The organism is Mycobacterium sp. IDUB_39, assembly GCF_055419205.1.
Genome location: NZ_JBVAXF010000006.1, coordinates 489,503 through 505,035, shown reverse-complemented (window position 1 = coordinate 505,035; position 15,533 = coordinate 489,503). Strand labels below are relative to the sequence as shown.

General features: G+C 65.7%; 11 protein-coding genes. 6 read left to right on the top strand and 5 right to left on the bottom strand.

Translation table 11 applies throughout. The features are described from left to right. The first annotated feature begins 30 nt into the window (after positions 1–30). Complete coding sequence (locus ACZY0X_RS24345) at positions 31–1,521, top strand: CoA-acylating methylmalonate-semialdehyde dehydrogenase (protein WP_463774050.1); 1,491 nt, start codon at positions 31–33, stop codon at positions 1,519–1,521. Positions 1,522–1,652: 131 nt separating this feature from the next. Then, positions 1,653–3,035: an aminotransferase class III-fold pyridoxal phosphate-dependent enzyme gene (locus tag ACZY0X_RS24340; protein WP_463774049.1), complete on the top strand. Its 1,383-nt coding sequence runs from the start codon at positions 1,653–1,655 to the stop codon at positions 3,033–3,035. A 2-nt stretch (positions 3,036–3,037) separates the two neighbouring features. Here ACZY0X_RS24340 and ACZY0X_RS24335 read toward each other — a convergent pair whose 3' ends face one another. Beyond that, complete coding sequence (locus ACZY0X_RS24335) at positions 3,038–3,904, bottom strand: polysaccharide deacetylase family protein (protein WP_463774047.1); 867 nt, start codon at positions 3,902–3,904, stop codon at positions 3,038–3,040. A gap of 61 nt (positions 3,905–3,965) precedes the next feature. On the opposite strand from ACZY0X_RS24335, the gene ACZY0X_RS24330 reads away from it, so the two are divergent. Next, a complete protein-coding gene (locus ACZY0X_RS24330) occupies positions 3,966–4,358 on the top strand; it encodes a MerR family transcriptional regulator (RefSeq protein ID WP_463774045.1) in 393 nt (130 codons plus the stop codon). Here ACZY0X_RS24330 and ACZY0X_RS24325 read toward each other — a convergent pair. Both ACZY0X_RS24325 and ACZY0X_RS24320 read right to left on the bottom strand, forming a co-directional pair. Further along, positions 4,333–5,643, bottom strand: a complete 1,311-nt coding sequence (locus ACZY0X_RS24325) for an NtaA/DmoA family FMN-dependent monooxygenase (RefSeq protein ID WP_463774043.1) — start codon at positions 5,641–5,643, stop codon at positions 4,333–4,335. The two genes, ACZY0X_RS24330 and ACZY0X_RS24325, sit on opposite strands and share 26 nt — an antisense overlap. A 63-nt stretch (positions 5,644–5,706) precedes the next feature. Further along, positions 5,707–7,233, bottom strand: a complete 1,527-nt coding sequence (locus ACZY0X_RS24320) for a purine-cytosine permease family protein (RefSeq protein WP_463774042.1) — start codon at positions 7,231–7,233, stop codon at positions 5,707–5,709. A gap of 148 nt (positions 7,234–7,381) precedes the next feature. On the opposite strand from ACZY0X_RS24320, the gene ACZY0X_RS24315 reads away from it, so the two are divergent. The 3 genes from ACZY0X_RS24315 to ACZY0X_RS24305 all read left to right on the top strand — a co-directional run bounded on the left by ACZY0X_RS24315 (position 7,382) and on the right by ACZY0X_RS24305 (position 11,800). Next, positions 7,382–9,088 (top strand): tetratricopeptide repeat protein, encoded by a 1,707-nt coding sequence (locus ACZY0X_RS24315; protein WP_463774040.1) that lies wholly within the window; start codon positions 7,382–7,384, stop codon positions 9,086–9,088. 159 nt (positions 9,089–9,247) lie between these two features. Then, positions 9,248–10,399 (top strand): LLM class flavin-dependent oxidoreductase, encoded by a 1,152-nt coding sequence (locus tag ACZY0X_RS24310; protein ID WP_463774124.1) that lies wholly within the window; start codon positions 9,248–9,250, stop codon positions 10,397–10,399. A 15-nt stretch (positions 10,400–10,414) separates the two neighbouring features. Further along, positions 10,415–11,800 (top strand): NtaA/DmoA family FMN-dependent monooxygenase, encoded by a 1,386-nt coding sequence (locus ACZY0X_RS24305; RefSeq protein WP_463774039.1) that lies wholly within the window; start codon positions 10,415–10,417, stop codon positions 11,798–11,800. A 2-nt stretch (positions 11,801–11,802) separates the two neighbouring features. On the opposite strand, the gene ACZY0X_RS24300 is transcribed toward ACZY0X_RS24305, so the two are convergent. Continuing rightward, positions 11,803–14,145, bottom strand: coding sequence for an arylsulfatase (locus ACZY0X_RS24300; protein ID WP_463774037.1), 2,343 nt, complete (start codon positions 14,143–14,145; stop codon positions 11,803–11,805). Positions 14,146–14,323: 178 nt separating this feature from the next. Then, entirely contained in the window at positions 14,324–15,526 is a 1,203-nt protein-coding gene (locus tag ACZY0X_RS24295; RefSeq protein WP_463774123.1) for a cytochrome P450, read from the bottom strand. Positions 15,527–15,533: the final 7 nt, after the last annotated feature.

The following is a 15,533-nucleotide window of genomic DNA, read 5'->3' as shown; positions in this document are numbered from 1 at the left end:
CCTTTATCACCAGCACGAGAGGTCCTCTGCATGCGCACCATCGATCATTGGATGAACAACGAGGCCTTCGCCGGCACCAGCAGTGCCACCGCGCCGGTGACGAATCCGGCCAGCGGCCAGGTCACCGGACAGGTCGCCCTGGCCAGCGTCGAGGACGCGCGAGCGGTCATCGACGCCGCCGCGGCCGCATTCCCCGCCTGGCGCGACACCTCACTGGCCAAGCGCACCCAGATCCTGTTCAACTTCCGCGAACTGCTCAACTCCCGCAAGGGTGAACTCGCGGAGATCATCACCAGCGAGCACGGCAAGGTCGTCTCCGACGCGCTGGGTGAGGTGTCACGCGGCCAGGAAGTCGTCGAGTTCGCCTGCGGCATCCCGCATCTGCTCAAGGGCGGCTTCACCGAGAACGCCTCGACCAATGTCGATGTCTACTCCATCCGCCAGGCACTGGGCGTCGTGGGAATCATCTCCCCGTTCAACTTCCCCGCCATGGTTCCCATGTGGTTCTTCCCCATCGCCATCGCCACCGGCAACACCGTGGTTCTCAAGCCCTCGGAGAAGGACCCCACCGCCGCGCTGTGGATCGCCAACCTCTGGAAGGAAGCCGGCCTGCCCGCCGGAGTGTTCAACGTCCTGCAGGGTGACAAGACCGCCGTCGACGAGCTGCTGACCAACAAGGCCGTGAAGTCGGTGTCCTTCGTGGGCTCCACCCCCATCGCGCAGTACGTCTACGCCACCGGCACCGCCGCGGGCAAGCGCGTCCAGGCCCTGGGCGGGGCCAAGAACCACGCCGTCATCCTGCCCGACGCCGACCTCGACCTCGCCGCAGATGCCATGGTCAACGCAGGCTTCGGCTCCGCGGGCGAGCGCTGCATGGCCATCTCCGCGGCCGTGGCCGTCGGACCGATCGCCGACGACCTCATCGCCAAGATCACCGAGCGCACCATCGGCCTCAAGATCGGCGACGGCACCAAGAACTCCGATATGGGCCCGCTCGTCACCAAGGCCCACCGCGACAAGGTCGCCTCCTACATCGACGCCGGCGAGGCCGACGGCGCCAAGATCGTCGTCGACGGCCGCAACGTCACCGCTGACGGCGGTGCCGACGGGTTCTGGCTCGGCCCCACCCTGATCGACAACGTCACGCCCGAGATGAGCATCTACACCGACGAGATCTTCGGCCCCGTGCTCTCAGTCGTGCGGGTCGAGACCTACGACGAGGCGCTGAACCTGATCAACGACAACCCCTACGGCAACGGCACCGCCATCTTCACCAACGACGGTGGCGCCGCACGACGCTTCCAGAACGAGGTGCAGGTCGGCATGGTCGGCATCAACGTGCCGATCCCCGTCCCGATGGCCTACTACAGCTTCGGCGGCTGGAAGGCCTCGCTGTTCGGCGACTCCCACGCCCACGGCATGGACGGCGTCAACTTCTTCACCCGCCAGAAGGCCATCACCCAGCGGTGGCTGGACCCCAGCCACGGCGGCATCGAACTGGGCTTCCCCCAGAACGCGTAACCCCCAACCCCCGACCCCAGCCCTCGAGACTGCGGTGAGATCGCTGAAACCCCTCGTTCCACGATCTCACCGCAGTCTCTACACCGGGGTTCCCCACGCGACCATCGCCTGATGAGTGAAAGATGTGTTCCATGACCGTGACCAATGACGCCGCCCTCCTGCCCAACGGCCTGTCCGTCGACGAGGCTCGCCGCGAGGCTGCGCGCGCCTACGAACTAGACCGTGCGCACGTGTTCCATTCCTGGTCGGCGCAGGCCGAGATCAACCCGATGACGATCACCGCCTCGGAGGGCTGTTACGTCTGGGATGGCGACGGAAACCGCCTGCTGGACTTCTCGTCGATGTTGGTCAACACCAATATCGGCCACCAGCACCCGAAGGTGGTCGCGGCCATCCAGGCGCAGGCGGCCAAGCTCTGTACCGTCGCGCCGCAGCACGCCAACGACGCCCGATCCGAGGCCGCGCGGCTGATCGCCGAGCGCACCCCGGGCGACCTGAACAAGGTGTTCTTCACCAACGGCGGCGCCGACGCCGTCGAGCACGCGGTGCGCATGGCGCGTCTGCACACCGGGCGCTACAAGGTGCTGAGCCGCTACCGCTCCTATCACGGCGGCACGGAGACGGCGGTCAACTTGACCGGTGATCCGCGGCGCTGGCCCAACGATCACGGGAACGCCGGCATCGTGCACTTCTTCGGGCCGTTCCTCTACCGGTCGCGTTTTCACGCCACCACCGAGGCCGAGGAGACCGAGCGCGCTCTCGACCACCTCCACGAGACGATCCGCATGGAGGGTCCGTCGACCATCGCGGCCATCATTCTCGAGTCGATCCCCGGCACCGCCGGCATCATGATCCCGCCCCCGGGCTACATCGCCGGCGTCCGGCAACTGTGCGACGAGTACGGAATCAAGTTCATCGCCGACGAGGTCATGTCGGGCTTCGGCCGCAGCGGAAAATGGTTCGCCATCGAGCATTTCGATGTTGTTCCTGACCTGATGACGTTCGCGAAGGGTGTCAACTCCGGCTACGTGCCGCTGGGCGGCGTGGCGATCAACTCGGAGATCGCCGAGACCTTCGCTCATCGCGCCTACCCCGGCGGTTTGACGTACTCCGGCCATCCGCTGGCCACCGCCTCCGCCGTGGCCACGATCAACGCGATGGCCGACGAGGGCATCGTCGAGAACGCGGCGCGTATCGGCGAGCAGGTCATCGGGCCCCGCCTGCGCGAGATGGCCGGCCGGCACCGTTGCATCGGCGAGGTCCGCGGCACGGGTGTGTTCTGGGCCATCGAACTGGTCGCCGACCAGGAGACGCGGGAGCCGTTGGCACCCTACGGTTCCAGCAGCCCGGCCATGAACGCCGTTGTCGGCGCCTGCAAGCAGGGCGGGCTCTTGCCGTTCGCGAACTTCAACCGGATCCACGTGGTGCCGGCCCTCAACATCAGCGATGAGGACGCCAACACCGGCCTCGACATCCTGGATCGGGCTCTGGAGACCGCAGACGCCGCGCTCTGAGTTCAGCGCGCGTCCAGGAAGTGGGCGGCGATCTCATCGCTCGTGGTCAGCCAAGCATCGGGCTGTCCGGCCAAGTACCTCAAGGCTTGATCGAGGTACTTGTGCCGGAACGGCTGGCCGATCACGAAGGGATGCAACGCCAATGCCATCACACGGCCGCTGGACGACGAGTCAATCCTCAGCTGCTCATACTGGTCCTTGACGATTTGGACGAACTCGTCTCCAGTGCATCCCCTTCCGAACATCAGTAGATCGTTGAGTTCCACCGAGTACGGAACACTGATGACACCCGGGACGGTGAGTGGATAGGGCTGGTCGTCGTTCGTCCAGTCGAGGACGTACTGGAAGCCCAACTCCGCCAGCAGTTCGGGCGTGTGGTGCGTCTCCGTCAGACCCGGCCCCATCCACCCGACAGGCCGCCTGCCAGTGGCAGCGGAGATGGTGTCGGTGATCTCCCGCAGGACTCGGCGCTCCTCGTCGACGGGCATGTCCGTGTGGAGCACCGAGTTCGTCCGGCCGTGCGCCAACCACGTCCAGTCGCGCTCCAGCCCGGCGGAGACGATCTGCGGGTAAGCGTCGACGACCGTGGAGTTCAGCAGGACGCTGGGCCGGATGCCGTGGCTGTCGAGGGCCTCGATCGTTCGCCAGATCCCGACCCGGGCGCCGTAGTCGCGCCAGCCGTAGTTCAACGCGTCGGGGACGAGATCTGCGGTACCCGGCCAGATGCTTGTCGACGGCCGGTCCACCAGGAAGTGCTCGACGTTCAATCCGATGTAGACCGCCACCTTGGCCCCGTCGGGCCAGACGATCGGTGCGCGCTCGGTGATCGGGCTGTAGGCGAAGGGCGGTGCGGGGTTTGATGTCGTCATTCCCGCACGGTAAGGGCTGACACCAATGTCAGGTTCAAGTGAAGTCCGGTATAACGGTCACATGCGAATTGGCGAACTCGCACGACGAACCGGTGTCAGCGAGCGCTCCCTGCGCTACTACGAGAGTGCGGGCCTGCTGGTCTCGGAACGCAGTGGCGGCGGCCATCGCGAGTACACCGAGGCGGCCGTGGATCGGGTGATCCACATTCAGGAGTTGTACGCCGCCGGGCTACCCAGCCGAACGATCGCGTCGCTCCTACCGTGTATGCGCGACACCGACGGCGGTCCCACCGAATCGGCGACGCCGCGGCTCGTCGAACGGCTCACCGCCGAGCGCGATCGCATCGACGAGGAGATCCGCGGCCTGGCGAACTCACGCGCCGTTCTCGACGACGTCATCGTCGCCGCGTCAGGCGCCGAGGTCGCACTCAGAACGCCAACAGATTGTCCTTGAACAGCTTGTGCTCGTATGAGGTTCGGGTGAGGCCGCGGCGCTGCAGCTCGGGCACCAACCCGTCGACGACCTCGATCACGTACCGGCGGGTGAGACGCATACCTGGCGCAGTGAACAGGAAACCGTCCCCTCCGACCTCGTCCATCAGTGCCTCGAGTTGGTCGGCCACCGTGGCCGGGGTCCCGACCAGGGCATCCTCAGTGGACAGATACGCGGCGGTCAGCTCACGCAGTGTCTTTCCACTGCCGCGCTGCAGGAACGCCTCGAGAGATCCTCGTTCACCGTTGGTCTGAAGGTCGTCGGGCAGCGGCTTGTCCAAGTCAAAGCTGGTGAAGTCGATCTCGGTGATCGCAGCCAGATGCGCCAGTGTCTTCTCGAGGTAGTACTCGTTGTCGACCAGGCGCTCCAGCTTGGCCCGCGCCTCCTCATCGGTCTCACCGAGATGCGGGGTGCACAGGAACAGCACCTTGATGTCATCGGGTTTGCGACCGTATTCGGCTGCACGCCTGCGAATGTCGTCCCGGTAGGCGATCATCCCCTGCGGGTCGGCCGCCGTTCCGACCACGGTGTCGGCGTACTTCGCGGCGAAGTCCTTACCCTGTGGTGAGCCACCGGCCTGCGCGAGCACGGGGTGGTACTGCGGCGAGGGAACGGTGTTGAGCGGGCCACGACTCTTGTAGTACTCACCCTCGAAGTCGATGGTGTGCACCTTGGTGTGGTCGACGAACGTCCCGGTCTCCCGGTCACGCACTACGGCGTCGGGCTCCCACGAGTTCCACAGTGCACGAACCAGATCCACGTACTCGTGTGCACGGGCGTAGCGCTCGCCATGGCGAGGCAGGTGGTCCAGCCCGAAGTTCTGCGCGGAGCGGTCCTCAGCCGAGGTGACCATGTTCCAGCCGAGCCTGCCACCGGTGAGGTGGTCGAGCGTGCTGCATAGCCTGGCGAGCAGGAACGGCGGGTAGAACGTCGAGGACAGGGTCAGGACGAGCCCCAGATTCTGGGTGACGTTGCCCAGCAGCGGAATCAGCGGTGCCGGATCGTGTTTGGGCGAGTGCAGCGCGTGTTTGAGTTCGCGTTCGAACGTCCCACCGTAGGCATCGGACACCATGAGCTTGTCCTCGAGCAGCAGATAGTCGAACTTCGCCCGCTCGAGGTGTTGAACCAGCTCCACATAGAAGCTGCCCGACCAGTCCTGCCCGCCGGTGGAACCCCACTGCTCGTTCCACCCGTCGACGCAGAAGTTGGCGAACCAGCCCAGGTGAAACCTCTTGTCATACGACACTTCGGGTAAATCCCTTCATCGTTCGGCCGAACATTCGGCAATTCGGGCTAAGGCGCGTCGCAACTAGGGCCCGTCGAGCAACCCGTGTTCCAGCGGTGGGCGGTGATCGGCGGTGTCGGCCGACTCCTCGACGGCCGCCAGACGGGCGTCGCTCTCCCGAATCGCCTGCTGCTCGCCTGTGCGGTCCTGGCCGCGCGTGAAGGCGTAGTACACCAGCGCCGAGACCACCAGACCAGCCAGCCACGAGATGTCGATACCGCCGAGCAACGCGCCGATCGGGCCAGTGAAGTACGGCAACACCGCGAAGGGCACCATGGCGGCAAATCCCAGGAAGTAGGCCGCGATTCCGCGCCACGACCATCCGCCGTACACGCCACGGGGGGTGAACAGGTCGGTGATCGCATACTCGCCCCGACGCACGAAGAAGTAGTCGGTGAGGTTCACCGCCGTCCACGGCACCAGCAGGAACAACATCAGCGACAGGGCGTTGCTCGCGGCGTTGATGACGTGGTCACCGAATGGGAGTGCCACCACGAGGTAGATCACGATGGTTGCCGCTGTGACGGCAATGCGCAGGGCGCGGCTCGGCCGAACCCGGCGAACCAGGTCCACGCCGGTGAGAAACTGCAGCGTCACGCTGTATGCGGCCGTCGCGGTGCACACGACCAGAGTCGCCGCAGATGCCAGCGCCAGCACCGCACCGAAGCCGCCGAACACGTTGTTCCCGGCCTCGTGCAGTGCCACCAGGGCATCCTCTGCCTCATAGTGAGCGGAGAGCCACGCACCCAGCGTTATCAACCACAGCGCCGAGATACCGGCTCCCACATACACACTCGAGATCAGCGATCGCGAGGAGGTCTTGACGGGCAGGTACCGCGTGTAGTCCGACACCACCGGGGCGAGTGCCATGTTATAGGCCGCCGAGACCGCGAACACCGTGAAGAATGCCGAGAGCACGAAGCCGTGCTCACTGGAGGACGGTTCGGTGCCGCCTGCCTTCCCGAGCGCGACGGCCAGCGAGAACACCAGAACCAAGGGGACGGTGACGTAGAACACCAGCCGCGAGATCCGGTGCAGATAGTCGTGGCCTGCGATCGCGAATGCGCCGCCCACCAGGTTGACCACCAGTCCGATCACCACCGGCGGCCAACCGAAGATCTGCGCCAGCCCCTGTGCGGTCAGGATGGTGTACACCACGCCGAACGCCAGGTAGCAGGTCAGCGACATCGCGACGACGACGATGACGCCGTAGAAGCCGAACTGTGCCCGCGACTGGATGATCTGCGGCAGACCCAATCTCGGACCCTGTGTGGCGTGGAAGGCCATGAAGAACGTGCCAACCACCAGGCCCAGCGCCGAGGCCAGCACGGCCCAGCCGACGCTGAGACCCAGCGCCGGCCCGGTGAAGCCCAGCGCGATGGTGAAGAAGCTCCAGTTGGCGATGAAGAACAGTGGACTCACGCGCCACGGGGTGCCATGACGCTCGCTCGGGGTGATCCAGTCGATCGACCGGCTCTCGATACTCGAGTAACGACGCACTGGCACGTCGACTGCGGAATGCCCTGTCTCCGGCACGATCTCTGTAGACACGAGGGGTGATCCTCCACCCGAGCGCACTCGAGGAACAGCCATCTCGTCGGGGTGATTATTAGTCGACGGCCACAGGGACGGGCTCGTCGCGGCCGACGCCCGCTCGCGCTAGGGTCGCCTCGGATCCATCGACCTCGGAAGGCCAGCCATGGACGACTATCCCTTCGACCTCGGTGGGTACACGCGCCCCATCACCACGACGTCAGCGGTGGCCCAACGATGGTTCGACCGCGGCTTGAACTGGGTCTTCGCCTACAACCACGAAGAGGCCGCGCTCTGCTTCGGTAAGGCTCTCGAGCATGATCCGGGCTGCGCGATGGCGCACTGGGGCCTGGCGTACGTGGCGGGGCCGAATTACAACCGGCCGTGGGAACTGTTCGACGACGACGAGATCATCGAGACGCTGCGGACGTCACGGCAGTCGTGTGCTCTCGCGCGAGACAACGCCGATGGCGCGTCCCCGGTGGAGCGCGCGCTGATCGACGCGCTCCAAACTCGTTACCAGTCCGAGGTTCCCGCCCCGGATCTCTACGTGTGGAGCGCGGAGTACACCGATGCGATGCGCGGGGTGCACCGGCAGTTCGGTGATGACCCCGACGTCGCCACCCTGTTCGCCGAGGCGATGATGAACCGCACGCCATGGCAGATGTGGGAGCTGCGCAGTGGACTGCCGACGGCGGGTGCCGACACGCTCGAGTGCCGCGCGGTCCTCGAAGCGGCGATCGACCACAACCGCGCCGCGGGTCGCCGGCCGCACCCCGGGCTGTGGCACCTGTACGTCCATCTCATGGAGATGTCGCCCACCCCTGAGTCGGCGCTGCGAGTCGGTGACGAATTACGGCGGCTGGTACCGGATTCCGGCCATCTCGCGCATATGCCGACCCATATCGATGTGCTGTGCGGAAACTATCAGGACGTCGTCCAGTGGAACCACATCGGCATCGAGCGGGACGTCCGCTATTGGAAGCACGCCGGGGCACTCAACTTCTACTCGCTCTACCGGGTGCACAACTATCACTTCAAGCTCTACGGCGCGATGTTCCTCGGCCAGTTCGAGCCCGCGATTGACGCCGTCGCGGCGATGCACGACACCATCCCCGACGAACTCGTCCGCATGGAGAGCCCCGCCATGGCCGACTGGCTGGAGGGCTACATGTCGATCGGCACCCATGCCCTCGTTCGGTTCGGCAAGTGGCACGAGCTCATCGACGATCCACTGCCCACCGACCCGGATATCTACTCCATGACGACCGCGATGAACTATTACGGCAAGGGCGTCGCGCATGCCGCACTGAAGCAGCACGATGCCGCAGCCGAGGCACAGCGGAACTTCGAGGCGGCCGCGGCGACTGTCCCGGAGACCAGGCGCATGCATGTGGTGCCCTGCCAGGACATCCTCGGTGTCGCCCGGGAGGTACTGGCCGGCGAGATTGCCTATCACGCAGGCGAATACGATAGGGCATTCCACCATCTCCGAAACGCGGTGCGGCGTGAGGACGATCTGCCCTACGACGAGCCGTGGGGCTGGATGATGCCAAGCCGCCACGCCCTGGGGGCACTCCTGCTCGAGCAGGGTCATCTCGAGGAGGCCGCGGCAGTCTATGAGGCCGACCTGGGACTGTCGGACGAGGTGATCCGTTCCAACCGGCACCCCAACAACGTGTGGGCCCTGCTCGGACTGCACCGCGCCTACGAGGCCCTTGGACGCACCGCCGAGGCGCGCGTCATCAAGCCACTCCTCGACGTGGCCTCGGCACGGGCGGACACCTCGATAGCGTCGTCATGCTTCTGCAGCCGACCGCTGGATGCCTCGGTAACGCCGGCCGGTGGCAGCACCGGATGCTGCTCCGCCTGACAGGCCGCAGGAATCAGCCTGCGTTTGACCCTTGAACGCGCTGCACACCGCAGGACACTGGTCGTATGTCCACGCACAGGCAGGAATGGCTCGCGGCCGGCTGGGCGTTACTGCAGAGACAGCGATCGAATGTGAGGTCCCACCGTGTCCGATGAGCCGATGCACCTCGCCGTGGCCCTCGACGGGACGGGTTGGCACCCGGCGTCCTGGCGCGAGCCGGACGCCCGTCCCGCCGGACTACTGAGCCCGGCGTACTGGACCGATCTGGTCACCGAGGCTGAGCGCGGCCTGCTGGACTTCGTCACCATTGAGGACGGCCTGACACTGCAGTACGACGACGCCGTGGGCGCCGACAACCGAACCGACCGGGTCCGCGGCCGTCTGGATGCCGTACTGATCGCCGCGCGGGTCGCGCCCCGAACCCGGCACATCGGGCTCGTGCCAACAGCTGTGGTGACGCACACCGAGCCGTTCCACCTGTCCAAGGCGATCGCCACGCTGGACTACGTGAGCACCGGTCGCGCGGGTGTCCGCGTTCAGGTGTCGGCGAACCCGCATGCCGCGCGTCACTTCGGCCGCCGCGTCGTAGCCGACTCATCCAACGGCGACATCACGCGCGAACTGCTTGCCGAGGCAGGCGATTACATCGAGGTGCTCCGTCGGCTGTGGGACAGCTGGGAGGATGACGCCGTCATACGCGATGTCGCGTCGGGGCGCTTCGTCGACCGGAACAAGCTGCACTACATCGACTTCGAGGGCGAGTGGTTCTCCGTCAAGGGTCCGTCGATCACCCCGCGACCGCCCCAGGGGCAGCCGATCGTCGCCGCCCTCGGGCACGGCGAGGCGTCCCACGCGCTGATCTCGACGAGCGCCGACGTCGAGTTCGTGACGCCACACGGAGCCGCCGAGACGACCGGCATCGTCGAGGCCATCGCGGCACTACGACCCGCCGGCCTGGCGCCGGTGCGGGTGTTCGCCGATCTGGTGGTGTTCCTCGCCGACACTGCCGCAGAGGCCGCGGCGCGGCGCGAGCGGCTCGACGAACGTGCCGGGATCGAATACACCAGTGACGCGCAGGTATTCGTCGGCACCCCGGCGCAGTTGGCCGACGTGCTGCAGCAGTGGCATGCGGCAGGCGCGACCGGGTTCCGACTGCGGCCGGCCACCCTCCCCCACGACCTGATTCAGATCACTGCGGGTCTGGCCCCCGAGTTGCGCCGTCGCGGAGCGTTCCGAACCGAGTACTCGGCCACCACATTGCGGGGGACGCTGGGACTCCCCCGCCCCGCCAACCGCTACGCGACCGCATGAGGATCAGGAACGCTGATGAGTAGACCAAGCACGAACAAGCCCATCAAGCAGATTCACCTCGCCGCCCACTTTCCCGGGGTGAACAACACCACGGTGTGGAGCGATCCCGCGTCCGGCAGCCACATCGAGTTCGACTCGTTCGTCCAGTTCGCCCAGGCCGCCGAGCGCGGCAAGTTCGACTTCATGTTCCTCGCCGAGGGGTTGCGGCTGCGAGAGCAGAACGGCGAGATCTACGACCTCGACGTCGTCGGCCGCCCGGACACCTTCACCGTGCTCGCGGCACTGGCCGCCGTGACGGATCGCCTGGGCCTGACGGGCACCATCAACTCGACGTTCAACGAGCCCTACGAGGTGGCGCGGCAGTTCGCGTCGCTGGATCACCTCTCCGACGGCCGTGCCGCATGGAATGTCGTCACATCGTGGGATGCGTTCACGGGCGAGAACTTTCGGCGCGGCGGCTTCCTAGCCGAGGATCAGCGCTACGAACGCGCCGAGAGTTTCCTGGACGCGACCCATACGCTGTTCGACTCCTGGCGCGGCGATGAGATCGTCGCCGACAAGGACAGTGGGACGTTCCTGGCCGACCCTGCCGCCGGCGCGTTCTCGTACGCCGACGCGCACTTCGACATCAGCGGCCGGTTCAACGTGCCGCGCAGTCCGCAGGGCAGACCGGTCATATTCCAGGCCGGTGACTCCGACCGCGGGCGCCAGTTCGCGGCTGCCGCCGCGGATGCGATCTTCTCCCGGTACGGGACGCTCGAGGAGGGCCAGGCCTTCTATGCCGACGTGAAGGGCCGCCTGCCCGCGTACGGCCGTCGGTCCGAGGACCTGCTGATCCTGCCCGCCGCGACGTTCGTGCTCGGTGACACTGACGCCGAGGCAGCGGACCTGGCCCAGGAGGTGCGCCTGGCACAGGTGTCGCCACAGACGGCGATCCGATTCCTCGAACAACTCTGGAACCGCGATCTGTCCGATCACGATCCGGACGGTCCACTGCCGTCGGTTGATCCGATCGTCGGCGAGAACACCATCGCGCGCGGCCGGGCCAGCGTACGGATGCACCGCGACCCGATCGAGACAGCCAATGAATGGCGCGCCAGGGCGCAGGCCCACAATCTGACGACACGGGAACTGATCATCGAGGTCACTGGCAGGCAGAACTTCATCGGCTCCGCTGACACCGTCGCCGAATCGATCAACCACCTTGTCCAGAACGACGCCAGCGATGGGTTCATCCTGGTCCCTCACGTCACCCCCAGCGGGCTCGACCCCTTCGTCGATCAGGTGGTCCCGCTCCTCCAGGAGCGCGGCGTCTTCCGCACCGACTACGAGGGCGCGACGTTGCGCGACCACCTCGGACTGGCGCTGCCTAGCCGAGCAGCGGGCAGTGTGCGGTCCTAGTTCTAGGTGTAGGCGATATGAACGCCGTGGATACGGCCCTCGAACGGAAATGGCGCGCGTTCGCGGTAGTCCAGCGACACCGGTGAGCCCAGGCAGGTGCCGATGTCGAGGCAGTCATTGGCGGTGAACAACAACGACACGCTGACCGGCACCTGCCCGGCCGCGACCGTGTCCTCGTTGACTGCCAGCGTCACGTCTAGGGGGCCACCGGGGCGCTGCTCGGCATAGCGGGTCGCTACCGTGATGGTCGCTCGTCCGGCGTCGATCTTGGACTTGGAGCGAAACTTGGTGCGCGACAGGATGAACAGGTTGTACTCGTAGCAGAGATAGCCCTCGTCGAGGTAGCACGTGAGTCCGCCGGCCGCGGCCCCCAGCGCGTAGAGCACGCCGTTGGCGTTCGCGGGGATGTCGGCTGTGATGGTGACGACATTGTTCTTGTTGCCCAGGGCGGGGGCACAGAATTCGGGCATCCGCACCATATCGCCGGCGAAATCCCATTCTCGGTAGGGCGGGGCGATCCGCAGCTCGGGGTGGTACAGCGGTACCCACAGGCCGCCGCCGATGGGCAGCACGCCGTTACGGGCCGCTTCGATCGCGAACATCTCCCGCATCTGGGTGAGCTTGTCGGGAAGCTCGTCTGCGAGATCGCAGGCTTGCGACCAGTCCTCGTCGAGGTGATACAGCTCCCACTGGTCGTGATCGGGGGTCCAGGTGGCGATGCCTTCGGGCAGTCCAGGCACCCAGGGCAGCCGGGGGCCACGCGCAGACGCTAGCCAACCGTCGTGATAGATGGCGCGACTGCCCATGACCTCGAAGTACTGAGTGTTCTTGCCCCCGGGCGCTGTCCGGTCGGTCAGGGTGCGGGCGAAACTGACACCGGCGATCGGCATCTGCGGTTCCCCGTTAACCTCCCGCGGCGGCGCGATACCCACGACCTCGTAGATGGTCGGTACGACGTCGTTGCAGTGCAGGAACACCGGGCGCGGGGCCGGGTCGGGGCTGATCTTGGCCGGCCAGCGCACCGCCATCGGATTACGGGTGCCGCCCAAGTGCGACGCCAGCAATTTCATGCCCTTGTACGGGGTGGAGCCGGCCCACGCCCAACCCGCGTGGTACTGGTTGTCCACCAGCGAGGACCCCAACACATCCAGGCCGCCCAACTCGTCAAGGGCATCGATGTGCTGACGTACCGTGGTGGGAATACCGTTCTGCGCCAACAGTTCGGCGATGGTGCCGTTCTGGCCCTCACCCGAGGACCCGTTGTCACCCCAGATGTAGAAGAACAGCGTGTTCTCACCGTAGCCGAGCGCCTCGAGCTCGTCGGTGAGACGGCCCACCTGAACATCGACGTGTTCGGCGTAACCGGCGGCCACCTCCATCAGGCGGCGCTGAAACGGTTTCTCGTCGTCGGGAATGTCCTCCCACGCGGGCAGGGTCCCGTCACGCTCGGTGAGCAGGCAGTCCGGAGGTATCCAGCCCTTCTCCTTGGCTCGATCGAAAACCCTCTGCCGGTACGCATCCCAGCCGTCGTCGAACTTTCCCTCATACTTATCGGCCCATTCCTTCATGATGTGGTGCGGACCGTGCAGGCAGCCACTGGCCCAGTACATGAAGAACGGTCTGTCTGCGTTGAACGCCTTGTGCCGGCGCAGCCAACCGATCGCGTCATCGGCCAGATCCTCCGACAGGTGATAGCCCTCCTCAGGCGTCTTCGGCGGCGAGACCACAGTGGTGTTACGCACTAGATGCGGCTCGTACTGCGAGGCCTCACCAGCGAGGAATCCGTAGAAGTACTCGAAACCCAGTCCAGTGGGCCAATTCTCGAAAGGTCCCGCCGCGGTGGTCTCCTCGGCAGGGGTGTTGTGCCACTTCCCGAACGCCGAGGTCGCGTAGCCGTACTGTTTGAGCACCTCGGCAACCGTGGCACTGGAGCGCGGGATCTTGCCGGCGTACCCGTCCCAGTCGTTGGCCAACTCGGCGATCTGGCCGTTGCCGATCTCATGATGGTTACGCCCGGTCAACAACGAGGCACGGGTCGGTGAGCACATCGCGGTGGTGTGAAACCTGTTGTAGGACACCCCTTCACCGCAGATTCGATCCAAGGTCGCGGTGTTGACTTCGCCACCGAACGTGGAGGGCAACCCCGGACCGGCATCATCGATGAGCACGATGACGATGTTGGGGGTGTCCTCATGCAGGCGGCGCGGCACCTTGCGCGGGGTGTATGTCGACTCCTGCAGCGTGCGGCCCGCGATACTGGCCGAGGGCACCGGCGCGAAAGGCAGCACACCTCCGTTCGGCAATACCGGAGCTACCACCTGCGCACCCAGATCCTCAGACAACACTGCCCCTTCCTAAGGCACACTGCCGCTATGGCCCACCCAGGTCGGGTAGGCCACATCGCCGCGTCACACCGACCGGAACTTTACTGTGCACCACCGGACCCCCACCCGTCTTGACATGTCAGGACACACTCTTGACAGGAAGAGACATGCCGGTGATTAGTTGGACGGCGCCGACCGCTTAGGGCAGCACGATGCGTAATTTCTCCCAGCCGCGCACGGTCGAGGTGGGCGCCAGTTCGGCGGTCTCTCTGTCGACATCCCAGTCGGGCCAACGGTTCAGCATCTCCTCGAGCGCGACGCGCCCCTCCAGCCGAGCCAGGTTCGCGCCGAGGCAGTAGTGGACACCCTTGCCGAACGTGAGGTGGGAGATGTTGTCGCGGTGCACGTCGAAGGTGTCGGGGTCGGTGTAGCGCCGCGGATCACGGTTGGCTGCACCGAACAACAGCAGCATCGCGCTGCCTGCTGGAATGGTCTGGCCATAGCACTCGATGTCCTTGGCCATGTAGCGGCCGATATGTGGGCCGGTCGGCTCGAAGCGCAGTGTCTCGTCGATGGCCCGGTTCACCAGTGCGCGGTCCTCGTTGATCTGGCGACGTTGATCGGGATGGTCGGCGAGGACTCGCGCGAGCCAGCCGATCAGCCGGCCAGTGGTCTCGTTTCCGGCTCCGGCGACCACCTGCGTGTAGTGCAGCACCTCCTTCCGGGTGAGCTTGCGGGTCTCGCCGTTCTCGTCTTCGAACTCGACGTTGAGCAGTTCGGTCATGAGGTCGTCGGACGGATTGTGTGATCGCCACTCGACGTACTCGGAGTAGATCCGACCGTCGGCGATGGCGTCGGGATTGGACACCCTCATCGGCGCCCCAGGCTTGGTCCGCAGGTTCGCGTCGTTGGCGTCGCGCACCGCGATCTGCTCGGATTCCGGTATCCCCAGCAGCATTCCGATGACGCGCATCGGCATCATCGATGCCAGTTCGGCGATGACGTCGAAGCCTTCGGTGCCGACGTGCGGGTCCAGGCAGCTGACGCAGTAATCGCGGATCTGCCCCTCGATGGCTGCCATCCGGCGTGGCGTGAAGACTCGCGACATCAGGCCCCGCAGCATTGAGTGGATGGGCGGGTCCTCGAACATCATGACGCCCTTGGGCATCGGGAAGTCCGACTTGATCAGCTCGAGGATGTCGCTTCGGTCGTTGGAGAAGGTCTCCCAGTTGGCAAGCGCGCCCTCGACGTCGGCGTGCCGCGATATCGCCCAGAAGTCGTAGCGCTCGTTGTAGTAGAGCGGCGCTTCCTCGCGCAGTCGCGCGTAGACGGGATATGGGTCCTTGACGATGCCGACGTCATAGGGGTCGTAGTAGACCTCGGTGCCGTTCGTGGTTGTCATGTCGTTC